At 47.6% G+C, this 26546-nt stretch carries 30 protein-coding genes and 1 tRNA gene; 17 read left to right on the top strand and 14 right to left on the bottom strand.

The window, feature by feature from the left end; translation table 11 throughout:
* Positions 1-921: 921 nt before the first annotated feature.
* Positions 922-1374 carry a tRNA (uridine(34)/cytosine(34)/5-carboxymethylaminomethyluridine(34)-2'-O)-methyltransferase TrmL gene (locus tag GN241_11415; GenBank protein XAT57915.1) on the top strand — a complete coding sequence of 151 codons (453 nt, stop codon included), beginning with the start codon at positions 922-924 and terminating at the stop codon, positions 1372-1374.
* 316 nt (positions 1375-1690) lie between these two features.
* On the opposite strand, the gene GN241_11410 is transcribed toward GN241_11415, so the two are convergent.
* From GN241_11410 to GN241_11390, 5 genes are all read right to left on the bottom strand, one after another.
* Entirely contained in the window at positions 1691-1906 is a 216-nt protein-coding gene (locus tag GN241_11410) for a hypothetical protein (GenBank protein ID XAT57914.1), read from the bottom strand.
* Between the two features lie 287 nt (positions 1907-2193).
* Positions 2194-2523, bottom strand: a complete 330-nt coding sequence (locus tag GN241_11405) for a nuclear transport factor 2 family protein (GenBank protein XAT57913.1) — start codon at positions 2521-2523, stop codon at positions 2194-2196.
* A gap of 126 nt (positions 2524-2649) precedes the next feature.
* Positions 2650-3306 carry a DUF938 domain-containing protein gene (locus tag GN241_11400; protein XAT57912.1) on the bottom strand — a complete coding sequence of 219 codons (657 nt, stop codon included), beginning with the start codon at positions 3304-3306 and terminating at the stop codon, positions 2650-2652.
* Positions 3307-3368: 62 nt separating this feature from the next.
* A complete protein-coding gene (locus GN241_11395; protein XAT57911.1) occupies positions 3369-3740 on the bottom strand; it encodes a cupin domain-containing protein in 372 nt (123 codons plus the stop codon).
* A gap of 120 nt (positions 3741-3860) precedes the next feature.
* Positions 3861-4301 (bottom strand): EamA-like transporter family protein, encoded by a 441-nt coding sequence (locus tag GN241_11390; GenBank protein XAT57910.1) that lies wholly within the window; start codon positions 4299-4301, stop codon positions 3861-3863.
* Positions 4302-4450: 149 nt separating this feature from the next.
* On the opposite strand from GN241_11390, the gene GN241_11385 reads away from it, so the two are divergent.
* The 5 genes from GN241_11385 (at position 4451) to GN241_11365 (ending at position 8022) form a co-directional block, all read left to right on the top strand.
* Positions 4451-4657: a TIGR03643 family protein gene (locus GN241_11385; GenBank protein XAT57909.1), complete on the top strand. Its 207-nt coding sequence runs from the start codon at positions 4451-4453 to the stop codon at positions 4655-4657.
* A 148-nt stretch (positions 4658-4805) separates the two neighbouring features.
* Positions 4806-5330, top strand: coding sequence for a cupin (locus GN241_11380; protein XAT57908.1), 525 nt, complete (start codon positions 4806-4808; stop codon positions 5328-5330).
* An 881-nt stretch (positions 5331-6211) separates the two neighbouring features.
* Positions 6212-6676 (top strand): hypothetical protein, encoded by a 465-nt coding sequence (locus GN241_11375; protein XAT57907.1) that lies wholly within the window; start codon positions 6212-6214, stop codon positions 6674-6676.
* A 428-nt stretch (positions 6677-7104) separates the two neighbouring features.
* Positions 7105-7302 carry a LysR family transcriptional regulator gene (locus GN241_11370; GenBank protein ID XAT57906.1) on the top strand — a complete coding sequence of 66 codons (198 nt, stop codon included), beginning with the start codon at positions 7105-7107 and terminating at the stop codon, positions 7300-7302.
* A 15-nt stretch (positions 7303-7317) separates the two neighbouring features.
* Positions 7318-8022, top strand: a complete 705-nt coding sequence (locus GN241_11365; protein ID XAT57905.1) for a LysR family transcriptional regulator — start codon at positions 7318-7320, stop codon at positions 8020-8022.
* A gap of 7 nt (positions 8023-8029) precedes the next feature.
* Here the strand turns inward: GN241_11365 and GN241_11360 are convergent, their stop codons facing one another.
* Positions 8030-9559: a trimethylamine methyltransferase gene (locus GN241_11360; GenBank protein ID XAT57904.1), complete on the bottom strand. Its 1530-nt coding sequence runs from the start codon at positions 9557-9559 to the stop codon at positions 8030-8032.
* 189 nt (positions 9560-9748) lie between these two features.
* On the opposite strand from GN241_11360, the gene GN241_11355 reads away from it, so the two are divergent.
* Positions 9749-12184 carry an FAD-dependent oxidoreductase gene (locus GN241_11355; GenBank protein XAT57903.1) on the top strand — a complete coding sequence of 812 codons (2436 nt, stop codon included), beginning with the start codon at positions 9749-9751 and terminating at the stop codon, positions 12182-12184.
* Between the two features lie 657 nt (positions 12185-12841).
* Here GN241_11355 and cueR read toward each other — a convergent pair.
* The gene (gene cueR / locus GN241_11350; GenBank protein XAT57902.1) at positions 12842-13225 is read right to left on the bottom strand and encodes a Cu(I)-responsive transcriptional regulator; all 384 of its coding nucleotides are present in this window, start codon (positions 13223-13225) and stop codon (positions 12842-12844) included.
* Positions 13226-13351: 126 nt separating this feature from the next.
* Between cueR and GN241_11345 the strand changes: the two genes are divergently transcribed.
* The 5 genes from GN241_11345 to GN241_11325 are packed head-to-tail and all read left to right on the top strand — an operon-like array spanning position 13352 to position 16314.
* Positions 13352-14062: a glutaredoxin gene (locus tag GN241_11345; GenBank protein ID XAT59267.1), complete on the top strand. Its 711-nt coding sequence runs from the start codon at positions 13352-13354 to the stop codon at positions 14060-14062.
* 56 nt (positions 14063-14118) lie between these two features.
* On the top strand, positions 14119-14538 hold the full coding sequence (locus GN241_11340) for a c-type cytochrome (protein XAT57901.1): 420 nt from the start codon (positions 14119-14121) through the stop codon (positions 14536-14538).
* Positions 14539-14555: 17 nt separating this feature from the next.
* Positions 14556-14984, top strand: coding sequence for a cytochrome c (locus GN241_11335; GenBank protein ID XAT57900.1), 429 nt, complete (start codon positions 14556-14558; stop codon positions 14982-14984).
* An 18-nt stretch (positions 14985-15002) separates the two neighbouring features.
* The gene (locus tag GN241_11330) at positions 15003-15869 is read left to right on the top strand and encodes a c-type cytochrome (GenBank protein XAT57899.1); all 867 of its coding nucleotides are present in this window, start codon (positions 15003-15005) and stop codon (positions 15867-15869) included.
* Positions 15862-16314 carry a c-type cytochrome gene (locus tag GN241_11325; GenBank protein XAT57898.1) on the top strand — a complete coding sequence of 151 codons (453 nt, stop codon included), beginning with the start codon at positions 15862-15864 and terminating at the stop codon, positions 16312-16314. The genes GN241_11330 and GN241_11325 overlap by 8 nt, the downstream gene beginning before the upstream one ends.
* A gap of 386 nt (positions 16315-16700) precedes the next feature.
* Here GN241_11325 and GN241_11320 read toward each other — a convergent pair whose 3' ends face one another.
* From GN241_11320 to GN241_11305, 4 genes are all read right to left on the bottom strand, one after another.
* The gene (locus GN241_11320) at positions 16701-17756 is read right to left on the bottom strand and encodes a hypothetical protein (protein ID XAT57897.1); all 1056 of its coding nucleotides are present in this window, start codon (positions 17754-17756) and stop codon (positions 16701-16703) included.
* Positions 17756-18283 carry a hypothetical protein gene (locus GN241_11315; protein ID XAT57896.1) on the bottom strand — a complete coding sequence of 176 codons (528 nt, stop codon included), beginning with the start codon at positions 18281-18283 and terminating at the stop codon, positions 17756-17758. Before GN241_11315 ends, GN241_11320 begins: the two co-directional genes overlap by 1 nt.
* Positions 18284-18310: 27 nt before the next feature.
* Positions 18311-18508 carry a hypothetical protein gene (locus tag GN241_11310; GenBank protein XAT57895.1) on the bottom strand — a complete coding sequence of 66 codons (198 nt, stop codon included), beginning with the start codon at positions 18506-18508 and terminating at the stop codon, positions 18311-18313.
* Positions 18509-19124: 616 nt separating this feature from the next.
* A tRNA-Ile gene (locus GN241_11305) sits at positions 19125-19201 on the bottom strand.
* Between the two features lie 105 nt (positions 19202-19306).
* On the opposite strand from GN241_11305, the gene GN241_11300 reads away from it, so the two are divergent.
* From GN241_11300 to GN241_11285, 4 genes are all read left to right on the top strand, one after another.
* On the top strand, positions 19307-20353 hold the full coding sequence (locus GN241_11300; protein ID XAT57894.1) for a phosphoribosylformylglycinamidine cyclo-ligase: 1047 nt from the start codon (positions 19307-19309) through the stop codon (positions 20351-20353).
* Positions 20350-20949, top strand: coding sequence for a phosphoribosylglycinamide formyltransferase (locus tag GN241_11295; GenBank protein ID XAT57893.1), 600 nt, complete (start codon positions 20350-20352; stop codon positions 20947-20949). Before GN241_11300 ends, GN241_11295 begins: the two co-directional genes overlap by 4 nt.
* A 70-nt stretch (positions 20950-21019) precedes the next feature.
* Positions 21020-22183 (top strand): ribonuclease D, encoded by a 1164-nt coding sequence (rnd, locus tag GN241_11290; GenBank protein XAT57892.1) that lies wholly within the window; start codon positions 21020-21022, stop codon positions 22181-22183.
* 87 nt (positions 22184-22270) lie between these two features.
* Positions 22271-22687, top strand: a complete 417-nt coding sequence (locus GN241_11285; GenBank protein XAT57891.1) for a cysteine desulfuration protein SufE — start codon at positions 22271-22273, stop codon at positions 22685-22687.
* Here GN241_11285 and GN241_11280 read toward each other — a convergent pair.
* From GN241_11280 to bmt, 3 genes are all read right to left on the bottom strand, one after another.
* On the bottom strand, positions 22678-23271 hold the full coding sequence (locus tag GN241_11280; GenBank protein ID XAT59266.1) for a DUF1638 domain-containing protein: 594 nt from the start codon (positions 23269-23271) through the stop codon (positions 22678-22680). The two genes, GN241_11285 and GN241_11280, sit on opposite strands and share 10 nt — an antisense overlap.
* A 121-nt stretch (positions 23272-23392) precedes the next feature.
* Positions 23393-24094: a cobalamin-binding protein gene (locus GN241_11275; GenBank protein XAT57890.1), complete on the bottom strand. Its 702-nt coding sequence runs from the start codon at positions 24092-24094 to the stop codon at positions 23393-23395.
* Positions 24095-24518: 424 nt separating this feature from the next.
* Entirely contained in the window at positions 24519-25532 is a 1014-nt protein-coding gene (gene bmt, locus GN241_11270) for a betaine--homocysteine S-methyltransferase (GenBank protein ID XAT57889.1), read from the bottom strand.
* 219 nt (positions 25533-25751) lie between these two features.
* On the opposite strand from bmt, the gene GN241_11265 reads away from it, so the two are divergent.
* Positions 25752-26513 carry a phosphoribosylaminoimidazolesuccinocarboxamide synthase gene (locus GN241_11265; GenBank protein ID XAT57888.1) on the top strand — a complete coding sequence of 254 codons (762 nt, stop codon included), beginning with the start codon at positions 25752-25754 and terminating at the stop codon, positions 26511-26513.
* Positions 26514-26546 lie beyond the last annotated feature (33 nt).

The raw sequence follows: 26546 nt of genomic DNA, 5'->3' as shown, positions 1-26546 counted from the left end.
CTGATTTAGCTAAATTGTATCGAACATTGTGCGCGTGACATAAAATCTGAGAACAATACGTCCAGCAAACAATATTTAAACGTCGTTTGATGTGCCGTTTTTTTGCGCCGTATAGCTTAGCTGATGCGAGTGGTCCTAAAGCTCGATTTTGGGGGCGTAAAGTGCACGCGGGATCTTCGCAAGAATTAAGATCAAATTCGCAGCTTAAAAAAACGGGGATCCAGTGGTCTTGTTGAAACGTTTCGATGTGGCGTGAAGTGATTACTCTTCAAAGCAGGGCAGGTGGAATATCGTTGTGGCGTTACCCTATGCGCTTTGGGAGCAGCTATTAAGGGCGCTTAAAGGAAGTGCGAAAAGGATAACCGACCTTTACTATCCCGATTCTTTAGCTGCTCGGAAAAAACAGATTTGAGATCAAAAATTAGTAAACGTGAAACGCAAATTAAATTTGTTGCCAACTGGGCTCGAAACACGGACCGGTTTGAGATATTGGATTGAATGCGATGAGCAATGCTAGAAATACAAAACCTTGAAGCCTAGACAATCTTTGATGGTTAAAACCTATCTTGCAGGTCCCTGGTTGGTTTTAAGAGTGTTGAACTCCGGACCAAAATCTTGTCTTGCATTGGTGCGGGGGCGAAAGCAAAGCTCTGAATTGCAGATATGGTAAAGGTGTTTGGCTGAATATCTTTGATTAACCATCAAAAAGAAATGGGAAAAATTTTTCTTAATATTAAATTCTTATGGCTGGGAGTTAAAATAATTTTGGTGCGTTGTCGGAGGTTGAGTTTTGAATGGATAGACCAAGTGCGCGGGATTTAATAAAACTGCAGCTAATAAATTAATCCGTAGCATGATAGACGTTGCACTCAGTCTATCTTTCGGGCACCCAAATTTAAATTAAACCTTGTGAATGAAAAAATGAAAATAGTTTTGGTTGCTCCAGAAATCCCGCATAATACTGGCGCGATCGGGCGCACTTGCGTCGCGTTGAATTTAGAGCTCATTCTTATTAAACCCTATGGTTTTTCACTTTCTGAGAAAACTGTGATACGCGCGGGTACGCGCTATTGGCAACATGTCCGCCTGTCCGAATATGAGAATTGGCAAAGCTTTCTTGAAGATCGGCAGCCCGCGCAAGACGATCTTTATTTGTTTGAAGAACATGGGCAGCAAAGCTTTTACGCGCCAGTTTATAAAGACGACGGGTATTTGGTATTTGGATGTGAATCTGCGGGTCTTCCACAAGAGGTAATGTTGGGCAGAGAGGATCGCATTTTTCATGTGCCGATGCGCAATCCGGTGGTTAAATCGCTGAACCTTTCCAATGTGGCGACCGCTGTGATTTACCAAGCCATGCGACCTTTTTTATAAAAATGAAGTGATTTGATATCATTCTAACGGGACAGGGTCGGGTCGATTTTAAGGTGGATCGTGATATGCGTTGACGCTTTGATAAGTTTGGGCGGCTCATAAGATTAAAAATGCGCATCGTTTATATTTTTTAAAGGCCGAATTGGCTCAATCGGTTAAAAGATTTATAGCTAAGTATGTTCGGTTTTTGTCGATTAATTTTTCAAGCGGATATCTGGATTATGAATGTGTTTGGCGTTTCAGTTTTTACGCTGCACCGTTCTGATTTCGCATAGAGTCTGACTTGGATTTGCCAAGCGAATAAACAAGTAGGGCGTTACATAACTGATGCCGAGCTGCGGTTATGTCGAAGCTCATCAACCAATAGAATCTGCGCTAAATCTGATCCAGTTGGCGTAAGACGGTTTCGACTGTCAAAAAAACCGCCCGCTTTGCCGTAATCCTCTGCATTTTCATAAAGCTCCGAATTGGCGGAACTTTGACAATGCGCGAGAACGGCTTCATATTTTTTAAAATCAGAATATGCAGTCATGGTACTTTTCCTTCATTGAAACAAGTACGCCGTAAATTGTTACTTGGATTAAAATAATACTTAATTGAGACCAAAAACATTTAAGCCAGTTGCTTTTCAAAATTGTAGCCTCGCTTGCGCCCAGCATTAACCCGGGCCAGCCTTTTACACGAAGCTTGTGCTTGGTTTTTCACAAAAGGTCAGCTGTTGATTTTATATAATGCATCTTTATCCGAACAAATGATGCGGTTAAGCCGTTTTTTGGCGCTGTTAAATCGTGAAGCGCGGGTTTGGTTTGGGCGCACCTGTTAGACACGAACGGATGTGACTCCCGTTTCAGACCTATATAAAAGCCCGTCTTTTTTTAACGAAACATGCAGCGTGGCGTCTTTGGTTCCATTTGGGTAATCTGCACGCAAATGCTGCACCAATATATCGTCATTTTCATAAATGCAGCGGCGATTTTTGATATCGGCATTTTCCATGATCGCTTTCATTTGTTCGGCGCTCATGCTGCTTAGATTTGTGACTTTACCAGTGGAATGCCACGTCATTTCCCAATCGGGATGAAAGCAGGCCCAGTAAGCCTCTACGTCATGGTTTTCCCAGGCTTCGGTCATTTTGCTATAAAGTGCCAAATTTCGTTCCTTTCACGTAATGGTCGCTGAGCGTTTTATCTTTAGTTTTATTCTCTATTTCAAAGTGAGCTTGGGATTTGGTTCAATTTTATCAAGTGACAGTTTTCATCAACCTATCCAAAAGCGCTATTTTTTCTGAAAAACAAACGATAAATTATTAGCCGGCATATTTTCAGTTTCCTTATGTATCAGACCTGCCTGAGCAAATAGATCAAGGATATCCGCGTCATTTTTATATCCCAGTGCTGGATCGGCTTCGATAATGCTTTGATGAAAGTCGATATCGCCTTGACTGCACAATTCACCATTGCGCTTGAAGGGACCATAAAGAATGGCAATCCCCTTCGGGGCAAGCGCCCTGGAAATTTCTGTGATCAAGATTTCTGCTTCTTCGCGGCTCACCAAATGCAGCAGGTTTGACAAAAAAATCAAATTATATTGGGTATTTACCTTCGACCATCCCGTCTCAGTCGCATCTAACAGGATCGGTGGCTCCACGTTATCTCGTTTTTTCTCATTGATCCAAATCTTGATACTTTTTAGGCGAGATGGATCCACATCTGACGGCTGCCAAATGAGCTCTGGAATCGCTGCGGCAAGTGACACGATGTGTTGGCCAGTCCCGCTTGCGATTTCTAAAGCCCACCCGCGGCGCGGCGCAAAGCGTTTCACCAGCGTTAAAATGGCCGGCAAATTCCGTTCAGCCGATGGCGCGTTTAACCGGCCTTCGCCCTCATCTTGTGCGACGCTTGCCGTCTTTGGAAGGTTTTGTCGATGCCCCATTTAGATTTTTTAGTCGACGGGCTTTATGCAAGCTTTACGCCTGCATAAAATATCGATTTGGTTCAATGTGCGTGTTTCCAAGGCCCGAAATCTTTGCCGCCTTCAACAATCTCATACATCACGCAGGGCTCATCTCCGATAACCCAGCCATCATGGCCCGGCGCGAAGTAATAGGCATCACCGGGCCCCACTTCTATTTTTGAGCCATCATCATGCGAGCAACCGAGGCGCCCGGAAATTACAATACCGATATGTCCGGCTTGGCAGCTATCGCCACCAACGGTGGGTTTGATACATTCTGACCAGACCCAACCTGGCTGTAAAACCAATTTTGAGGCGTTTACATTGCCAAGCTTTACCACCTCTACTTTGGCCTTCGGCGGGTTTTTAACTTCATCTGCATCATTAAAGTTCTTTGAGAAAAGAGTTTGCATTTTACCATCCTTTAAGTTTTCTTATGATATTTGTAACTTTTCACAGACAGATCCTAATTGTCACCAAAAAAATATTAAATTCGGATTTTGAGGCCCTCACTAGCTTACTTTTGCATCGGTTTAAGCTTGTTGCGTGATCCAAACGCCCAATCCCATGATGCCAATGCCCAAGGCACGGATCGCGGAAAGCGGTGTTGGGGTTGCTGTAAAGAATGCAAAATGGTCAATCACAGCTGCGCTTACCAACTGCCCGATTAAAACAAAAAATACCGCGTTTCCAATTCCAAAATTGGGTGCGATTGTGGTGATAGAAAGAATATAGAAGACCATTAATAAACCTGCCAGAAAAAGATACTTTGGCGCGGTTAGAATCGAAGCGATGGCCAGCTCTGAGCTGCTCAAGAGGGCTGCCAAGCTTGTGAAGAAGGCGACAAAAAGCAGAGTGGTTACCGCCAATAAGGGGGATCCTAAAAACTTTCCAAGATGCGCGTTTAATGCCGCCAGCACTGGAACGCCGATACCAGCGGCCAGCATGATCAGTGCAGATGTACTGTAGGACATGATTTTTCTTCCTTCTTAAAGATTGTGACCTGATGATCTTCGGTTAGGCCAACTGTGTCTAGCCTGCTCAGAAACAGCAAGATCCTACGGCAGCCCCAAACGTTGGGAGGTTTGGGTTGAATTCAAACACTCCGTGCTAGTTTAGCGGCATGGTAGAATTGGAACAGCATGAAATCAGCGATATCATTCAAATGGCTTTGTCGGATCACGTGTCCTTTGCCGATATAGAGGGGCAATATGGGTTGAAAGAAAGCCAAGTGAAAACGCTTATGCGGCAGAATTTGAAACGTGGGAGCTATCAAGCCTGGCGCAAACGTGTGGCGCGGTTTGCGCGCCGCCGCGCGCATTACAAGTAGGATCGCGGGGCAGGGCAACCCGCCTATTGTTCAAGATAATTGAGTGATTTAGAAATTCATGTAGTGAGCGGTTATCGGCTTTGAAATCGTCTGGATAAGCGTTAAGGTTCGGTAAAAGATTGAAAAAGAGTTTAAAAAAGAGACTTACATGCCGATCGAGACCGATGCAGACCCCATGACACCGTATCAGCTGCCATTTCCGAAAGAGGCTCTTGATGAGATAATTATCCCAGATGCGATGCCTAAGGATGATCGTTTATGGGTGCCTCAGGCAGAAAATGTTTGGTTTCGACCTTTGTGTTTAAACCGCTCTCAGGGATATTGGACAACATTACTGAAGGTGCGCAAGGCGGGGGTGTTGTCTCGTCACCGGCATCCACAGGGTGTGCACGGATTTGTTTTGAAAGGGCATTGGCATTATTTAGAACATGATTGGGTGGCCGAAACAGGTTCCTATGTATTCGAACCTCCTGGAGAGACGCATACATTGGTGGTGCCCGACGGCGTGGATGAAATGATCACGTTTTTTCAAGTGAACGGTATGATGTTATATGTGGATCCTTGGGGAAAAGTTCAGGGCTATGAGGATGTGTTTTCCAAGATTGATCTGTGTAAAAAACATTTCGCGGCCGTTGGGCTTGGGGAAGATTTTGTGAATCAATTCATCCGATGATGTGACATCCTTTTCAGCGAGCGATTATCAGGGCAGGGCGTTTCGCATATGAGCTCTGTCTGTATCATGTGGTTCTCACGCGATTGGAATTTGCAGATAAACTTCTTTTTCTTCACGGGCTTTGCCGATTAAAAACGCCAGTTTGCCGCTTGGGCGTAACGGGGCCTCTCGCTATTCACGGGTGCGTTACGGCTAAATTATCGCCTTTAGACATAGGGCGGGTCAGCATCCTAAGTAAAGCCATGGCGAAACGCAGGGCATAAGTAGGAAGGTTGCAACACTCGTGAAAGTCGGGGATGTCTTGCACTCAACCGCATATCCCTGAGATATATAGATCACGAGGGTCGATCTGCGATTATAGGCTTTTCGGGGTGCGCACGCCCTTAACGATCCGGAGTGAACGGCGTTCGAAGGGAGGTTATGATGAGGCAGTTTTGCGTTCAAGTATCTGTAAAAAAGCGAAAGTTATGGTTTGGTGGTGCAGACAGTCTCGAGCTAACCAGTCTTCTCGTATTTTCCCAGTTAACAGGGAATTTATAGGGAAAAGCGTGGGCTTTGGGTTGATATTGGCCGTTTTCGGCTGAATTGGTTCTGAATCGTACCACAATAACAGCGTCTTACAGGCCGTTTTCCTATTAATTAAAGAACAAGGAAAATTATTTTCGGAACAGGGAAACGGGCAGGGCGAACAGGGTAGCCTCATTTTGCTTCGGGCGCATGACGCCTCAATCGACAAGGTCAGACCCCGTTGAAACCAAACGCAATGGCCTGCATCGAAAAACCTCATTGAAAGCGGACATACGACGTCTGACCAAGAGAGAAACCTTAGATAATCGAACACCAAAGTTGTAGGAAAGGCCAATGCGTGCAATCATACTTCTATGCTTGTTGATGTTTTAGCGCCTGTGTCAGCACAGGAGTTGGCAGTCATCACGTCCTTTCCGCCCAGAATGACGGAGGCCTACGCAGACCTCTGGGCGAAGCGAGGGCCCGCATCTCAAATTCGGGTGCTTCACAAAAACACAGTCGCGGCGATCGATGAGATCGCGCGCGGCAATGAGCGTCGGTTCGATGTTTTCATGGTGTCATCGCCGGAAGCATTTGAACTTTTAGCGCGAAAGGGTGCATTTGCCCCCGAGCGGGTTTGCGGCGAGGGACCGACCAGTGTCGAGCCCTTTGCTTTGTCTTCAGTGGGCTGGACACGCCGCACAGACAGTGAGCTGTTCATGCCAGGCGAGTGGAACGATCTGTTGCGCGCGCCGTATCAGGACAAAATTGCCATGGCCCGCCCGGCCCGCTCAGGTTCGACGCATATCATGATCGAGCATCTGTCCCAAAGGCGCTGACGTTAGACAGCCTGCTATGCGGGACCAAACGGTCCCTCGCAGATGCAGCTATTGCTTATGCAGAAAACGCTCGCATCTGATTCATTTATTTTCTGAGGCCGCAGCACAGCGTGATCATACGGCCATTCATGTGCTTTGATCGTTGTCGATCCTAAACTGACCTTTGGTCGATTACGTTCGCAACAGACGCGGCGCAAACGTTGTTGCCATGCATAGATTTATATCAGGCAGCCTTTTCGCTTGGTAAAGTAATTTCCAAGTACGGTGCGTTTACTTTTCAGCCCCGCCGTGTTTTTTGAACTGTGTCTTGAAGGACTCGCTATACGGAAAAATCAATATTGAAGTTGCTAACACAAATGAAGAGAAAGCCATGAACATGTCGCAAATAAGCCTGAAGTGGCTTGAGGTTTTTCACTTAATGGCTTGTCATGGATCGGTTCAAGTTGCCGCGTGAAGCCGGGTTATCAATTAGCACCGTCTCTCACCATTTGCGAAGTCTTGAAGCACAATTGGGGGTCACCCTTCTGAATCATGCGCGACGACCGATGACGCTCACACCGGTGGGCGCTGTGTTTTTTAAAAATGTCGATGAAGCGTTAAAGCTAATCCGAATGGCACAGACTTAAGTAACTCTTGGTAATATGATCGAAGCTCGCCATCTAAAATTTGGCCTTATTGAAGACTTCGATAGCGATATTGGACCAGAATTGGCGGTGCTCTTGGCGAGTGGCATGCCCAAATGTGAATTTGCCCACTATACGCGGTCGAGCAGCGAGATATTGGACATGTTGCTGCGTCACTCCTTGGACATCGGCATCGCGAGTAGTCCTAATAATAATACTGACCAGTTGAAAGAATTCCCGATGCTTCGCGATCCCTTTGTATTGGCAGTGCCCGCAAATTGCACAATCCACCCAGAAAGTTTTCTGGCAGGATCGGCGGAGCTGACAATGCTACACTACGCAAAAGATCAACAGATCAGAAAGCAGATCGCAGCGCATTTACGACGCTTGAACATTGGGATTCCCGTCAGATTTGAAATTGAAAGTAACCAAACAATGATGGCGATGATTGCGGATGGTGCAGGCTGGGCAGTGACGACACCAGCCTGCTACTTTCGAGCCCGAAGGTTTCACAAACAAGTCCAACTGCACGCGTTTCCTGCAAAGGGCTTTGCGCGTCATCTGTCGCTATTTGCACGCGAAGAATGCGCTGACGAAATTGTCGGAACCATCAATGCGGCGATGCGAAATCTCATCGAAATGCGTCTAATCAATCCTGCGACCGAGGCGATGCCGTGGTTAAAAGATGAGCTGTGCCTGTTGCCTTTAAAGGCAAATTCCTAGAATAGCGTCAGAGAATCTTGAACTGACTGCGGATCATGGCGTCTTGATCTGAAGAGAGATATTTTGGATGGTGCGTTGCGAGGATACCTCGTACCCGTTCGGTGGCGACGGCCCAAGCACTCTTCGCTCCGTTCTCGGCCCAGCTTTGTGGTTCAATCCGGTCCGCGAGCGATGGATAGAAATAATCCCGTTCCATCGCGGAAATTGTATGCGCCCCGCCAAGAAAATGCCCTGGCCCCAAAACGGCTTCGTTAATCGCATCAAAGCCTAAGTTTTCCTCGCGCACTTCGATGCCTCGCAAGATCCGGTAGGTGTTTGAATGCATTTCGTCGTCTAGTACAAAGGCTTCAAAGCTAGCGCCTAACAGCGACGCAGTCATGCCCGAACTTTCATAGATAAGGTTGCCACCAGCGAGGGCCGCAGCAAGTGATGTTAGCCCCTTTTCCGCACCGTATTGCGCGTCAATCGCTTTGGCGTCGGTCATTGAACAGGCCACACCGGATGGAAGCCCAATCCAGTTTGAAAGCTGTGCAGATGCGGCGTTGAGCAAGGCACTTTCGCCACTTCCACCGGCGAATGCCCCCGTGCGTAGGTCGACAACTAATGGCCAGTTGGAAAACACCATCGGGTATCCTGGCTTAATGGCGTGAACCATAACCAAACTGGCGAGTGTTTCTGCCAAGGATTGTACGAGAAATCCGGCCATTGTTGCGGGTGCGGTAGCACCGGCTTGGGCGGCCGTAATACAAGACATTGGAATGTTATGTTTGATGCATTCATAAACAACATCTACGGCATCCTCGCCGTAGCGCATTGGGGAAATGACGGGGCTTATGTGCGCTTTCATAAAAGGACGTTTAGAAAACGCACCTTTGCCACCGGCAGCGATGTCTAGCATTTTGACGATGGGCGCTACATAATCGGCCAATGTAAACGAGGTGGCTGTTGGTTTCGTCGTATTTAGGAGCAGGGCGTAAGCCGTGTTGACGTCGAGATCAAAGTTGCTCGGCACGTCGGTCGCAACGCAGCACCTCGTATACCAGCTTACATTGGCCAAAGTATCCTGAAGGCGCGTGAAATTATGCAGATCAGCAAGCGTCGATGGGCGGTATGTTCCGCTGTCCAAATCAAGCGTTTGAACGGCAGCACCACCAGTTCCAAAATAAACTTTGCTTCCTCCCACTTGGATAGAACGGGTTTCGTCACGCCCATGCAGAACAAATGTTTTGGCAGCTTTGGCTATTGCATCTTCAGTCAAGGATCTGGGAAAAACGACTCGTCCTGCTTCGCCGTCTTGTGCGCCAGCGGTCAGCAGGTCCTGTCGCAGCCTATTGGGGATTTCACCCATGCCAAGTTCAGATAAAAGCCGCAGCGCCGTGTCAAAGATGTTCTCAAGATCTGGTTGCGATAGGGGTTTATACATTCCTCCAAACTGACCAGGTGGACAGGGATTAATAACAGGTTTTGCCGCGCGCTTTATCAGACGTTGTGCCCGCCCACCGCTGCGTCCGGAAGTCGTTTTTGATATATCCGTCATAGGGGTGGCCTTCCTGCTTATAATTACATCACAGCAATATATAGAGGTTCACTTAAGGCGCCGATATAGCGCCCTAAATTTTCTAAATATATAAAAGTACATTTTGAAAATTTCGAATTAATATAAGTTTTGTTGACCACAACACGTACAACAACACACTTGAATAAAAATTTTTATGGGAGAGTTCATATGAAATCGCGCACCAAAGTTGTTGTTATCGGGGGCGGGATTGCTGGCTGTTCGACGCTGTATCACCTGACGCAAGAAGGCTGGTCGGATGTTGTCTTGATCGAACGCAACGAACTGACATCTGGCACAACGTGGCATTCCGCAGCGCAGGTGACGAACTTTGGTATGAACCAGACGATGGTGGGGCTGAAGACACATTCGATCAATTTATATAAAGAACTGCGTGATGATGCAGATTACCCTGTCAGCTATCGTCACGGCGATGGTGGCATCCGTCTTGCCAATACCCGGGCACAGATGGATGGCTATGCGCATTTTGCATCCATGGCGCAGGGCATGGATGTTGAATTTGAAGTGCTCGACGCAGCTCAATGTGCACGCCGTCACCCGCTGATTTCAACCGACAACCTGATGGGTGGTCTTTGGGATGGCAACGATGGCGATATTGATCCTGCCTCTTTGTGTCAGGCGCTTGCACGCCGAGCTCGCTTAGCCGGTGCCGAGGTGTACCGAAACACGCCCGTCACTGACTTGACCCAGCACAAAGATGATACATGGACCGTACATACCGAGTGCGGCGACATTGATTGCGATATCGTCGTGAATGCGGGCGGCTACCGCGTGAACGAGGTTGGGGCGATGATGGGTGTTCATCACCCCGTCGCTTCGATGGAACATCAGTATTTCGTGACCGAGGATATTCCTGCAATCGCAGATGCCGGCCACCGGATGCCACTGCTGCGCTGTCCTATAAGTGACTTCTACAGCCGTCAGGAAAAAGGCGGCCTGCTTATTGGCTTTTACGAACAAGCTTGCAAAACTTGGGGTATGGACGGCATTGACCCTAATTTTGTTAATGCGTTATGCCCGAACGATCTGGACCGTGTGATGGACGTATTAGAGGGCGTTTTTAAACGCATGCCTGTCTTGTCCGAAGTCGGTATCAAGAACATCGTCAATGGTCCGATCACATATACCATCGACGGAGCGCCTTTGGTCGGCCCCATTCCAGGCAAGCGCAACGCCTATTGCATCATCGGTCTGCGCGCCGGATTGGGCGAAGGCGGCGGTCACGGCTGGCTCTTGGCTCAGCAGATTGTGCACGGCGAGGCACAGTATGACACTTGGTGCATCGACCCACGCCGTTTTACTGGCCACGCCAATGTAGAACTGACCGCGCTGAAGGCGATCGAGGACTACCAAAACGAATTCCGGTTCCACTTTCCCCATGAACACCGCTCGGCAGGTCGCGGCGCAAAAACCACATCTTTAACACCTGTCTTGGCCGCCGAAGGCGCAGAATTTACCATCGTGAATGGCTGGGAACGGGTTGAATACATCAAACCATCCTCTGATTTTCAGCCCACCCTTGGCTTTCACTTCGACGAAGCCTTTAACGTCATCGCTGGCGAAGTCAAAAACGTGCAGGAAAACGTTGGCCTGTGCGAAGTGAACGGCTTTAATCGATTTGAAATTACAGGCGTAGATCGTCATGCGTTTTTGGATCGCATGTTTTGCGGCACCGTCACCAAAAAAGCGGCGCGCGTCGGGCTTGGTTACCTGTTGAACCATCACGGCATGGTCAAAGGCGAGGCGACAATCGCCAATATCCCCGCATCTGACCGTGGACCGGATCGCGTCTGGTACGGGTCTGCAGCGGCGGCAGAATATCACGATATGGATTGGCTATGCGGGCATCTTGATCCCGCACTCGACGTTCAGGTCAAAAGCCTAACCAATGATCAAACCATTCTGGTGTTGGCTGGTCCCAAAGCACGCGACGTTTTATCCGCTTGTTCGCGAGCCGATTGGTCACGCGACGCATTTCCATGGCTAACCGTTCGGGAATGTTTCATCGGTTTCGCGCCTGCAACCGTACTTGGCGTCAGCTTTTCAGGTGAATTGGCGTATGAAATTCATGTGCCCAACCACGCGCTTTACGCAGCATATACTTCATTGCGCACAGCAGGTGGCGCGCAAGGTCTTAAAATATTTGGTGCGCGCGCTGTTGACTCAATGCGGCTAGAGAAGGGTTTCTTGCATTGGAAGTCTGACTTGCTGACAGAATTTGATCCCTTCGAAACAGGTCTTGAGCGTTTCGTCAAAATGAATAAACCCGACTTTATCGGCAAGGCTGCACTATCAAAACGTGTTGCAACAGGCCCCCGAAAAAAATTGGCGTCACTGCATATTGATTGTACCCACGCGCCTGCCCAGGGCGGCGCTTCCGTGAAAGTGGAGGGCCGCGTGACCGGTACCATTACATCGGGTGATTGGGGACACCGTTTGGGAATGAACTTAGCCTATGGTTTTGTGAGCCCAGAGCATGCCGAAATAGGCACTAAAATGACCGTTGATGTGATCGGTAAACCGGTGCCCGCAACCGTGATCGGCGCGGGTCCCTATGATCCCGCAAACGCCATTATGCGTGGCTGATAGAAAGACCTACTGGGTCCGCAAGTTGTTTTGCAAGCATAAATTATAAGCCGCAATGTGCTTGGCTGGCCGGTTTCCGCCTATGGCACGGCGTGCAAAACCGGGCATATGTAGAAACTTCAATGCTAAGAGCGCGCAGCGGAAAAATCGCACTCACTGTATGAGCTTCTAGCAGCCATTCGGGGCGCTTTTCGCCAATAGCTGCATTAGCTCGTTCTTATTTTTGCAAAATAAAATCAGTTACCACCTTCCCCGTCGGACCACCCAAGAAGAGTGGCCGGAAGGGGGGGGTGTTTGGGGATTAAAACGCCAGCTCTGTTGGCAGCCTAATGCCACCCACGATCTCCCTCTTCTGCTCATCCGTGATGCCCCTCTGCAAGGGATTGAGTCCCTACGATTTTGACTATTTCAAGAAGAATTTCGACGAAGCGGTCCCGAATGTGGTCCTTTCATAAATCAACGCTTTAATATCGTTGCATTTCCTCGGGGTGCGGGGTGCGGGGTGATTTTGTTGCCAAGGAGAGGACCTCGTGCGTTTTGTAGTTCTATTGAATTACCGATACTTATTTTAAGACTGAAATCATAAAACGGTCTTAGAAGTGCCCTGCAGTCAATCAATTAATTACAGGATACTTTGCGAGTGCAGTTGTAAAGTTATTAGCCTAGATAATCGATTATTGGGCAACTCGGACGGTCATCCCCATTACAAGAGTTGACCAGATGCGCCAGCTCCTTTCTCAAGCTCTCGAGCTCTTTTTGTTTTTGGATGATTTCTTCAAGCCGCCTTTGGGCTATCACTTTTACGTTGGCGCTTGTGCGTTCTTCATCTTGATATAAACTAAGCAGTTCTTGGCATTCTGAAATGCTAAACCCAAACTCGCGAGCCCGTTTTGCAAAAATTAATTTTTTTAAAGCGGGCTCATCATATGTGCGATACCCAGCTGCAGATCGTTCAGCTTCTGGAACCAACGCGATATCTGCGTAATAGCGTACGGTTTTTACAGATAGACCCGCTTTTATGGCCACCTCAGAAATATTCATTTTACTTGACCTTCCTGTTACTAGAAGTTGTAGGTCCTTCAAGGTTGGATAGCAAGTGAGTCGGATTTCAGCGAGGAGAACAATTTGACACGGATAGAGGCGCAAAAACAGGCGGTTTTATATCGCATGGTTACATCTCAAAAAATATGCGTGCATGGTCTGAAAGCAAAGGATCTTCTAAAGCGAAATGGCTATCGCGTTGACGATCGTCACTTGAAAGATACTGATGCAATCCAAACCTTTAAGAAAGCTCATAATGTTCCTTCCCTGCCGCAGGTTTTTATAGAGAATAAGGCAATTGGAGGGTTTGATGAATTGCGCAAGCATTTTGGCGTAACATCAAACGCTGAAAATAGTACGACTTACAAACCAATCATTGCTTTATTTTTAATAGCTGGGTTTCTTGCATTAAATACCCTGTGGTTAGGTAATGCAGATAAAAGTTTGATCAGATTTTTGGAATTGTTTGTCTCTATTTCAATGGTCCTTTTAGGATTGCAAAAACTTCAAGATATCGAACGCTTTGCCACCATGTTTTTGAATTATGATTTGCTGGCCCAACGTTGGGTGCGTTATGCCTATATTTATCCTTTTATAGAAACACTGGCTGGCTTGCTGATGATGGTTGGAGCCTTCACGATTGTAATGGCCCCTGTAACCTTGATCGCGGCTTCGATTGGAGCGCTTAGTGTTTTTAAAGCCGTTTACATAGATAAACGCGACTTGAAATGCGCCTGTGTGGGAGGCGACAGCAAAGTCCCACTTGGTTTTATATCCCTGTTGGAAAATATCATGATGTTGGCAATGGCGAGTTGGATGCTCACGAAATTGTTATAAATGCCTGCTTGAGTTTCCTGTAAGTGGAAGCTGTACACGGAGTTGAGGAGCGAGTTATGAAAATTTTAGTAAGTTTATTTTTGGCCTTACTGTTTATCACCTTCGGTGTTCAATATTTCTCTAATGGTTCTGCTTCCGCTGCAATGGAAGAAGGGACAGCGCTTGTTGCAATTAAAACACCCGAGAGTTACTCGCAAAATGCACAAATCGGACAAAGGCTGTTTGAGGCTAAATGCGCCGATTGCCATGGGCCTAACGCGGTGGGTCAAGCAGGTGTGGCACCGCCGCTTATTCATATAATATACGAACCCAATCATCATGGTGATGAGAGCTTCCAGCGCGCTGTGGCACTGGGTGTGCGCGCACATCACTGGAAATTCGGCAATATGCCCGCAGTGGCAGGCCTTACCAGAGCGGAGGTCAAATCTATCATTGCCTACGTACGAGAATTACAAAAACATAACGGTATTTTCTAAGTTTGAGGGACATCTGAATGAAGAAAGTCTTTTCCGTATTCACATTACTTGTTTTAAGTGCATCGATTTTATGGGCGCATAGCGGTGTAAAAGACCCAAATGTGATGAAACGTATGAAGTTGATGTCTTCGATGGCTGAAAATTCGAAAATTCTTGGCCAAATGATGAAGAAGCAAATTCCTTTTGACGCCAAGGTTGCGATGTCAGCTCTGAGGGAAATTGGAGTATTGTCAGAGGCGACGCCAAAGGCGTTTAAGGTTAATGCGTCCGATCCGAAGTCCGAGGCCAAACCACTTATTTGGGAAGAGTTTGTCGCATTTACTGAGCTGGCGAACCAGCTAGCCGATGATTTAGAAACTAGCACGATAAAAACCTATGATGATTTACGGCCAGTATTGATGAAAACTGCCGGAAGCTGCAAAGCATGTCACACGAGATATCGTTAATAACACATGAGCCCCAAAATGTACATTTGGGCTGCCTCTGGCTTCATCTTGCTTGGTTCTTTAGCTCTTATATATTTCTTTGTGACCAATCCCCAAAAAGTAGAAATAGATACGGTTAATTTACGTGAAGCAAACTCTGATCGAGGTGCCTATATATTTTTGGCGACCGGTTGTAGCAATTGTCACGTTGCTGAAGGGGAGACGAAAAAAACGCGACTTGCCGGTGGTCAAAAATTTAAAACTGACTTTGGAGTTTTTATCGCTCCAAATATATCTAACAGCAGAGAATATGGAATCGGAGGTTGGAAATTTGATGATTTTTACACAGCGATAAAATTTGGACAAAGCCCAGAGGGACGGCACTATTTTCCTGCATTTCCTTATGTCGCCTACTCAAAAATTAGAGATCAAGATATTGCCGATCTTTGGTCGTTTTGGAAGACACTGCCCAGTATTGAAACGCCCAACATAGAACATGAAATCAAATTCCCTTTCAATATTAGACGCAATATTGGCATTTGGAAGCTGCTCTATATGCCTAAAAACTTTGTTGATCCGATAGACGACCGGGCAACTTATCTTGTTGAAGCCCTGAGCCATTGTGCTGAGTGTCACACTCCACGAAGCGTGATGGGTGGTTTGAATAAAAGCCAGTGGATGCGGGGTGCGGTAAATCCAAGTGGGCAGGGCCTTATTCCGAGTATTCATCCAAGCGATTTAGGATGGTCAGAAGCAGATATAATCGAATATTTATCGTCAGGGTTTACACCTGATTTTGATGTGGCTAGTGGAAAAATGGTATCGGTAATTGAGAATACATCGAAATTATCATTATCAGACCGAGCTTTAATCGCCGATTATCTAATGAGGATTTCAATTGATTAAAAAAATATGGGAATTAGCGTTTTTATTTTTACTTTTTGGCGGATCAAGCACTGCGCTTGCGCATCATGAATTGGCTAATCGCAACTTATCAAACGGGCAAAAAAACTATCAGAGATTTTGCGCAAGTTGTCATGGCGCAAATCTTGAAGGTCAACCTAATTGGAGAGACTTTAAAGAAGATGGGAGCCTGCCGGCACCACCGCATGATGAAACTGGGCACACCTGGCATCATGATACGGAAATGTTATTTAACTATACAAAACTTGGGGGGCAGGCGACTTTAGAAGCGGTTGGAGTAAATAACTATTTAAGCGGTATGCCAGCATTTGAAGAACTTCTTAGCGATGTGGAAATTTGGGAAATTTTATCTTACATCAGATCTACTTGGCCCGAGCACATTCAAGAGGCACACGCCACCAGACATCCGAAAAAAATTGAAGAGTAGCATAATTGATTATTTTTCAGTTTAGAACGCATTGCAATATAGCCTTAAATGCTAATTTGCTTTTTGATAGAAGTACGTTATACGATGAAGTTTCAAACAGTGTAGAGCGTTAATGGGGCTCGCTTCAGACAGTTTGAAAACCTATCTTTGTCAGTGTGACCAAACTTCTGATTTCCCTGCAAGCAGTTAGCTCTCAAAGCAATACTTTTATAAGGGTTAAATAATTTGCGTTTTCTAATTTAGATTAATTTAGAAAACATATTTATTTCCAAAATTTGAATGTTTTCTGAATATTCTGCCGTTAAATCATACATGTTCATGACTGTTTTTTATAAAAATACGATACTCTTTCGACTTGTCAAAAGCGGAACCAATGAAGTCAGCACCTACACGAAGAATGTAGAGCTTAGGTCTACATCGCCGAGTTGAATGAGTGTTAGGTCTGCGATGGTTGAGTTGGTAAGGCGGGTTACAAGCTGATCTGAGGTGTTAACGAGGGCGCATTGCTCGACTGTATCTAGACCTACAATATGTCGTAGGTTTGAGACAACATCACTGATTGCAACACCACCGTCACCATCGATATCTGCGGCAATTTTTTGAGTACCGCTCAAGTTGCTGAGACCCACAATGTCACGTAACTGTAAGACGACATCACTGATGGCGATCCCATGATCATAGCTTTGGCTGCTAAACTCAACATGAGTAAAGCTGATCTCTTGAGACAGCGGACCTAATGTTCCGCTTGTCATCGATACGGTCGTATTTTCTGAGCTGCTACTTACAAAAATTAGTGATTGATTGCCTAATGCTGTATGAGCGCCAGCGCTATCTTCATATCCTAACGTAATCGCTTGTACTACGTCATCTGGTGTAAGCGTTAAATCGATGCTGATATCGTCTTGTGATGCCGTTGATAAAGAATAACCTTCTTTGAGCCCATTACTGTCTGCAGAAAAGCGAAAGGAGATGGGGCTAGAGGTGTCTGTTACGGTGAAGTTTATGTCATAAAGTTTTACATCAGCTGATCCTGGCCAGGCTGACATTGAGTTTGTGCTGGCGTCATAAGTTGTGGTCCAATAGGCATCCACATAGGCTGTTGTTGCACTAGAGCCATCCAAATCTAATGTATCAGTTTTTTGTACATGGCCTGCAGCAGTAGAACTACCGTTGGTTAGAATAGCATCAATCCCTTTTCCTACAGTATCAGCTCCAGTGGCAGGGTTAAGGCTATAGGCCGTTTCTTCCGTATAACTGACCTTACTTGTATCATAATGTAGGTTAAGCCCAAGACTTGTGACATTAGTGGCATCAGAAAGCAGGCCAACAGACAGGGTGAGTAAGTTGGTATCACTGACCCAATTGACCTCATCAAGGTAGATTGCGAGTTTATTGGCCGTTGCCTGTGACGGTTTTTGAAGTGGATTAAAAAGCTGGGCCATTATGCGATCTCAAGAAGGTGAGTTAAGAGTTCATCCGATGTTGTGATTGGGGAGTCAGAAGAGATCAGTGGCAATAATAGATCTGCGGAGGCTCCGGCTATATAGGCATCAATAATCACACCGTCAGTTGACGCTTTGGTAACTCCATCTCCATCTACATCAAGAAGTGTTGTCGTATAGTCACTCATAAAGCTCTGCAGTGATGTGGCGCCTGCGCTTGCGTCTTCAAACAAGTTTCCGGCAACTTCACTGATTGTGGTATTGGAAAAGAGCGAGGCCAGAATAGCTTCGCCATCTGTGGCGCTGTTTACACTGCCACTACCATCCACATCATAATCAGCATGATGCAGATCCAGCTTATAGTCTAAAACCTTTCCAGAGCCTGATTTCATATTGATGAAGATATCCGAGGTATAATCTTCACAAATCACAGTCTCATTGCCACCAATTGCAATCGATGTTGCCAAAACAGTTCCGCTTGCCGTAGATTTGACCGCCGCCGGTAATTGTGTCGTTCCCACCTTCACCGTAAAGTTTTTGTCCTTCTGTGCTGGTCAAGTCCTCATCGCTGATAGATCATTGCCTTCACCGCCATAGATAACGTCATTACCTCGGCCGCCTTCAATCGTATCAGCCCCAGCTCCAGCCAGGATCTCATCATCACCACGATCACCGTCTAACGTGTCGTCATTTGAAGTTCCAACGTAACGATCTTCATCGTCAGTTCCCGTCCAATTAACTCCGTCCGCCATAGAACTATTCTTACAAAAACAGCTCTATTACAGTATCAAAGTGGAACAAATTGTAAAAGTAAAATCAGACAATAACGCAAAGCTATATTAAAACATCAATTTTCTTGATTTAAACTACCATTATTAAGACTCAGTGGTTGAAATTCCATCACCGACATTGTTCGTAACATCAGCGTCAAGGCGTTTTAAAAAACTCAAACTATCACACGTAATATTAGTAACTTACGCTAAAAATGTGTGGCATTGATTATCTACATAGACTTACAGTCGCGCGTAAAGTAGAGCATGGAGAATTAAAATTATTAGCATCCATGATTTTCATTTGTGGTGGCAACAGTGCAGTATTACGTACACAGATTTTCTAGTCGTTTGTGTACAGCCACTCTTCATTTAACTTAACGATATGCATTCAGACATTCAATCGAATCGTTTACAGTTAGTCTATACAAAGTTCATTTATTTCAGATTCTTGAAGCAACAAGCTATAAAGTTTCTCAATAACTTTTACAAAATAAATCGAAGGGTGAATAAATTTTTTAGTTTAGTGTGGAATAAGTAGTGACGTTTTTGGTTCTAAATAAACGCTTTACAATTACATGCAGATAAAAAGGCAGATTGGTAGGCCCGGAGGGACTCGAACCCCCAACCAAAGCGTTATGAGCGCTCTGCTCTAACCAGTTGAGCTACAGGCCCCACCTGACCGCTGTGCTATCATATGGAGAATGAAGGTCAAGTGTTTGAGATTGCGGTTGCGATATTTATCGGTTAACCCGCCGGTAAGTTTAGGAGAGCGCGAAAATGAGCAAAGCCGCCAAGGAAATCACCTATGCCGATGCTGGCGTGGATATCGACGCAGGAAATGCCTTGGTAGATAAAATCAAGCCTCTGGCAAAGCACACGATGCGCTCTGGTGTGATGTCGGGCCTAGGCGGGTTTGGCGGATTGTTTGATCTCAAAGCCGCGGGGTATAAAGATCCGATTTTGGTGGCAGCCACGGATGGCGTGGGCACCAAGCTTCGCATTGCGATAGAGACAGGGCAGCTTGAAACGATTGGTGTTGATTTGGTTGCGATGTGCGTGAATGACTTGGTCTGCCAAGGCGCTGAGCCTTTATTCTTCTTGGATTACTTTGCAACTGGAAAACTGGATGTCACCGAGGCGGCGCGGGTGGTGTCTGGAATTGCAGATGGCTGCGCACAATCAGGCTGTGCATTGATCGGCGGTGAAACCGCTGAAATGCCGGGTATGTATCAAGAGAATGATTTTGATCTGGCCGGGTTTTCTGTGGGCGCGTTAGAACGTGGCAGCTCTTTGCCCGCCAATGTCGCCGAAGGGGATATATTGCTTGGATTGAAGTCCAGCGGTGTTCATTCTAACGGGTATTCTTTGGTGCGCAAATTGGTCGAACTGTCTGGCTTGGCTTGGGATGCGCCAAGTCCTTTTGGATCTGGAACTTTAGGGGAGGCCTTGCTGATGCCAACGCGGCTTTATGTAAAGCAGGTGCTTGCGGCTCTGGCTCGGGGGGGCTTGCATGGTTTGGCGCATATCACCGGTGGTGGTCTTTCAGAAAATATTCCCCGCGTGTTGAACGGGCAGCAAGGGGTTTCGATCAATCTCGAGAACTGGGCCTTGCCTGAGCTGTTCCAGTGGCTGGCACAGCAAGGTGGCCTGTCGCAGGCGGAAATGTTAAAAACGTTCAATTGCGGTATTGGTATGGTTTTGGTTGTGGCGCCAGAGGCGCAAGCTCAAATCACCGCTCTGCTGAAGGAAATGGGCGAAGACGTTATTGAACTTGGCCGGGTGACTGATCACCCCGGTGTGCAGTTTCAAGGCACGCTTTTGTGAGTGAAAAGAAAGTTGCAATTTTTATATCGGGCGGCGGCTCAAACATGCTGCAACTGATTGACAGCATGCAGGGTATGCAGGCAGCTTCCCCCGTTTTGGTGGTGTCAAACGATCCCAATGCCGCAGGTTTAGCCAGTGCGGCGCAGCGCGGTGTGGCGACTGGCGCGGTTGATCATAAACCCTTCGGGCAAGATCGCGCCGCGTTTGAAGCAAAAATAAGTGATCTCTTGGCGCCATATCAACCAGATATTATCTGTTTGGCTGGCTTCATGCGCATCCTCTCCGCCGATTTCGTGGCTGCATGGGCTGGAAAAATATTGAACATCCATCCTTCTTTGCTGCCCAAATATAAGGGGCTTCATACGCATGCGCGTGCCATTAAGGCCGGAGATGCTGAGGCGGGATGCAGCGTGCATCAAGTGACTGCTGATTTGGATGATGGCCCTATTTTAGGGCAGGCAAAATTATCAATACAACCGGCTGATACGCCGGAAAGCCTTGCGCAGCGCGTTTTACAGCTTGAGCATAAGCTTTATCCTGCCGTGTTGGCTCGGTTTGCGAGCGATGACTTGCGGCCTGTTTTTATCACTGGCTAACCAGCCTTTCTATTCTGCCCAGACTGGTCTAGATTGCGCGGGGCAGAGCCGAAAATAAGAATATTAACAGATGAAAACAATTACCAAAACCGATGAGTTGATAGCGTTTTGCGAAGCGGCCAAAGCTTTTGACTACGTCACAATTGATACCGAATTTTTGCGCGAGCGCACCTATTATTCCAAGCTCTGTTTGATCCAAATGGCGCTGCCGAGCAAAAGCGATGATCACGCTGTCTTGGTGGATCCTTTGGCGCAAGGGCTTAAGCTTGATGCGCTTTACGCTTTGTTTGAAGATGAAACGGTGGTCAAAGTGTTTCACGCGGCGCGCCAGGATCTAGAGATTTTTTGCGTGGATGCGGGCGTCTTGCCAAAACCGCTTTTTGACACGCAAGTGGCCGCGATGGTCTGTGGGTTTGGCGAGCAGGTCGGATATGAAACCTTGGTGCGCAAAATCACCAAAAACACGATTGATAAGAGCTCTCGTTTTACGGATTGGTCACGCCGCCCCTTAAGCGAAGCCCAAAAAAGCTATGCGTTGGCCGATGTCACCCATTTGCGGCAGGTTTACGAGTTTTTGCGCGCAAAAATCGAAAAAACCGGACGTGGCCCATGGGTTGAGGAAGAATTGCAAATTCTGACCAATCCAGAAACTTATCATGTGCGCCCCTCAGAGGCTTGGCGGCGGGTGAAAACCCGCACCAGCTCACCGCGGGTGATTGCCGTGGTGCAAGCCCTTGCTGATTTCCGTGAAGATTATGCGCAGACGCGCAATGTGCCCCGCAGCAGGGTGTTTAAGGATGATGCTCTGATCGAATTGGCCTCTACCAAGCCCACATCTATGGAAGAGTTGGGCCGTGCGCGCTTATTGCTGAGAGAGGCGCGTAAAGGCGATATAGCATCGGGCATATTGAAGGCAATCAATGCGGCTTTGGCCTTGCCAAAAGAAGACCTGCCGGCTGCGCCCGCGCAGGATACGCAGGCACAAACCAATCCCGCGCTCGCGGATTTGCTGAGGGTTTTGTTAAAGGCGAAAGCCGAAAATATCGGTGTGGCGGCCAAATTGATCGCGGCCACCTCTGAATTGGATGCTCTGGCAATGGGGCGGCGCGATGTGGCCTCTCTTAAAGGGTGGCGGTTAGATGTGTTTGGCGATGAGGCGCTAAAGCTCTGTCAGGGCGAAATTGCATTGGTGGCAGATGGCAGTATGGTGAAGACCATTCCGGTGCTGTCCTGAGGCGTCGTGCCGCGTTGTTCTTGGCTGGTTGATTTTGTACCCCTTCGGCGCGTGCTTGTGGTGTGAAAATAGAGAATTGGACTTTTTATGGCGAACCCGTCCTTTGAGGAAATTGTTGAGGATTTTGAGTTCTTAGAAGATTGGGAAGATCGCTACCGATATGTGATCGAACAGGGAAAAGCCATGCCCCCCCTGAATGATGCTTTAAAAGTACCGGCCACAAAAGTTGATGGATGCGCCAGCCAAGTTTGGCTTCATCCAAAAATCGAGGGCAATCTTTTTTCTTTTGAGGGCGATAGTGATGCTGTGATTGTACGCGGGCTTATTGCGGTCCTGCGGCGTTTGTACAATCATCTCAGTTTAGACGAGGTGCTGGCGATCGACGCTGCGGGTCAATTGGCGCGGCTGGGCTTGGATGAGCATTTGTCGTCGCAGCGCTCAAACGGGGTAAGAGCAATGATAGACCGCATTCGTTTGGTGGCCGGGCAGGCGCGTCAAGCTTGAGCTTGTAAACCCGTTTGCAAGTCACCATAGCCGGTAAAGCGGCGCTCAAAGGCCAGGCCCATGCGTTGGGCATGGGCGTGAGCAAGCTGGGTTAATTGGGCATCATCGGTCTGTGCTTGGTAGACCAAAGTTGTATAATTTCCAAAATAAGTCGTTAACAATTCGGGGTGCTGCTCAAGTCCAAGCGGCTTCCAGATGAAGGCATCGAATTGGCGCACCAAAAAATCAGTCAAATAAAACGCTGTAAATTCATCGCGCTCGGCAAACTGACGATTGCCCTCGAAAAACGAATAGCAATGTGGGCCTTCCAGCATTTCAACGCCCTGCGAGGCGCATAAGCGCTGCAAAGCGCCCCCGGTGCCGCAATCTGCATAGACCACAAAGATTTTTTCATAGCCTTGTTTATACTTGCCAATCGCTGCTTCTATGGCAGGCGTTATCTTTTCAGGATGGTTGTGAAAGATTGCGGGCAGGCATTGCAGATCAATATGCAGCCAGTTGTTGATTGTCAGAATATCCAAGATTTCGCGGGCCAACGCCCCGCAGGCCAACAGCAGGATTTTTCCGCCTTGCTTGGCGTTCATTCCATGCAAGGCCAAGTCTTGGTCATTGGGCGTTTCCACAGCTTTTTCCACGCCGAGCTCGCTTTTGGTTCAGCTTCGTCAAACACGCGTGCCGCGTTTCGCGGCACGTTAAGGTATAAGGTTAACCGGCCAATCGGTTATGCTTGCGGGCCATGAACTCTTTCGCAGTTTCCACGGCAACCGCGGCATCCCTACAATAGGCATCTGCGCCAATCGCGCGGCCAAACTCTTCGTTTAAGGGGGCACCGCCCACTAGCACAACGTAATCGTCGCGCCGGCCCTGTTCGATTAAAGTGTCGATCACCACTTTCATGTAGGGCATTGTGGTGGTTAACAATGCTGACATACCCAGAATATCTGGCTGTTCGGTGTCGAGCGCCTCTAAGTAGTTTTCAACAGGATTGTTGATCCCAAGATCTACAACTTCAAAGCCGGCCCCTTCCATCATCATCGATACAAGGTTTTTTCCAATGTCATGGATATCGCCTTTGACGGTGCCAATGACCATTTTGCCAACGCGCGGGGCACCGGTTTCCGCCAGCAAAGGTTTTAATATGCTCATACCGCCTTTCATCGCGTTTGCCGCCAAGAGCACTTCGGGCACAAATAAGATGCCATCGCGGAAATCTTGCCCAACGATTGTCATCCCGCCCACCAAGGCTTCTGTCAGAACGCGATATGGCTCCCACTTGCGCTCAAGCAGGATATGCACAGCCTCTTCTATTTCCTCTTTCAACCCATCATACAGGTCGTCAAACATCTGTTGAACGAGTTCTTCATCATCCAATTCTGAGAGGATAATTTCATCTTCTTGATCGGCCATTCGCAACATCCTTCGTTACATGATCCAAGCGCTCGGTTGCTCTTTTTGTGTCACCTTTTGCGGAAACCTATGTTTTAGACTTTCCGGTTTACGACACCAATCGTCGTAAAGCCGACTTAGCGAAGGATAATTAAAAAAGCGATGCTCAAATTTTGCATATTTTTTATGAATTAAGCCGTTTCTATGCGTTTGCGCTTGTCTGTTGCGTTGAAAATTTCTAGCGGTTTGGCAAACAAATTGGGCTTTAAAAAAGGCTTCAGGTTGGCGCGTCAAACCTTATTTTTCTTGAGCTTTCATGGAGATGAAGCGCAGGTGAATTTCGCCAATACCATGCAATCCTTTTCAAAATGCGGCGTTAATAACCGTTTATAGCGGCAGCTTTGCTGCCAATTTTAAAGGCTTTTGGGGTGGCGGTGCGGGGTGTTTATTTACGCCGCCCGTGCCGCACCCGTGTCGGTGGAGCGCTGCCCGGTCCTGTGCCATCCGTTTCAGAAGAAAACGCCCCCAAAGCCTTTGTGATGTCTTGATGGCTTGGCTTGTCTGCGCTGGGCCGCGTTTCAAGCGCTTTGCGCATCGCCGAGAGATGTTCTGGCATGGTCCCGCAGCACCCACCGATTATTGTCGCCCCGCTGTCACGCGCCATCACAGCATAATCGGCCATAAGTTCTGGGGTTCCGTCATAGTGAATATGACCGTCGACATATTTTGGAATTCCGGCATTGCCTTTGGCGATCAATGCTTGTGCGGGCGAATGCGCTGCCAAGCCTTGCAGCGTACGTAAAAGATCCGCCGCGCCCGTGCCGCAATTTGCCCCAAATCCAAGCGGAGGGTTGGGCAAGCCACTGGCAAGCTTAACAAAAGCGGTTGAGGTGACGCCCATCATTGTGCGCCCCGCAGTGTCAAAGCTCATTGTGCCGCACCACGCCATTTCGGCGCGTGCAAAGGCCTCAGCCGCGGCGCGATATTCTTCCGGCGCTGAGATCGTTTCCAGCCAAAGTATATCGGCGCCACCTGCTTTCAATCCCTCGGCTTGTTCGTGAAAAATTTCTACGGCATCAGAATGGCTAAGTGGTCCCACGGGTTGCATAATATCACCCGTTGGACCAACCGACCCTGCAACAATAATGTCTCGCTCTGATTTATCTGCAACATCGCGCCCAATCTCTGCGGAAATTTTAGAAAGGTGGAACGCGCGATGGGCCTGGTCGTGTAATTTGAGGCGGGAGGCGTTGCCCCCAAAGCTGTTGGTCAGAAATAGATCACTGCCGGCGTCAACGGCCAATTGATAGAGTTTTCTGATACGCTCGGGATGTTGTTCATTCCATAATTCTGGCGCATCGCCGGACAGAAGCCCCATATTAAAGAGATTTGTACCGGTTGCGCCATCCGCCAAAATCCAGGGCCGTTCGGATAACATTTTTTCAAAGGGAGTATTCATTTTTTGGCCATTGCTTTTTTAGGTGCATTGAAAGACCGATGGCACCCGGGCGCTTTGCGTACAAGGCCATAATTTTCATGATAAACATGAAAAAATTGGTCTATCTTAAGCGAATAATCCGATCAAAAGCTTATGCAATCTGCGCGGCGCTTGCGGCTCTTGGCTGCATGATTTAAGGGAGGTCAACCCTGCAGACAGATTCCTTAGGAAAGAGAGCCGATGGCGCGCCGTGTGAAAATCTATGAAGGCAAAGCGAAAATTCTTTATGAAGGTCCCGAACCGGGCACGTTAGTGCAATATTTTAAGGATGATGCGACCGCTTATAACGCAGAGAAGAAAGATGTGATCGACGGCAAAGGTGTTCTGAACAACCGCCTGTCAGAGTTTTTCATGGCAGGGCTGAACGAGATAGGGGTGCCAACCCATTTCATCAAGCGGTTGAACATGCGTGAGCAATTGGTGCGCAATTGCGAAATAATTCCGCTCGAGGTGATTGTCCGAAATTTTGCTGCGGGCAGTATTTGCAAGCGTTTGGGGCTGGAAGAAGGTGCGCGCTTGCCGCGCCCGATCGTTGAATATTGCTACAAAGATGATGCGCTGGGCGACCCACTGGTCACCGAGGAACATATCGCAGCCTTTGGGTGGGCCTCGCAACAGGATATGGATGATATTCTATCGCTGGCGCTGCGGGTGAATGACTTTATTTCGGGGATTATGCTGGGGGTTGGGATCCGTTTGGCGGATTTTAAAATCGAGATTGGCCGCGTCTATGATGGCGATTTCCAACGCTTGGTGATTGCTGATGAAATTAGCCCGGACAGTTGCCGTTTATGGGATTTTGAAACCGGGCAAAAACTGGATAAAGACGTGTTTCGCCGCGATTTGGGCAGCCTAACCGATGCCTACACAGAGGTAGCGCGCAGGCTCGGTGTTCTGCCGAAAAACGCAACCAATATCACCAAACCTACCTTAATCAATTAGGCGCCTTTTTAAGCGTGATGAAAGAAAGAAAAT

It is taken from the genome of Rhodobacteraceae bacterium IMCC1335 (genome assembly GCA_039640495.1).
Taxonomy (GTDB): Bacteria; Pseudomonadota; Alphaproteobacteria; order Rhodobacterales; family Rhodobacteraceae; genus Thalassovivens.
This window is presented reverse-complemented; position numbering and strand designations above follow the sequence as displayed.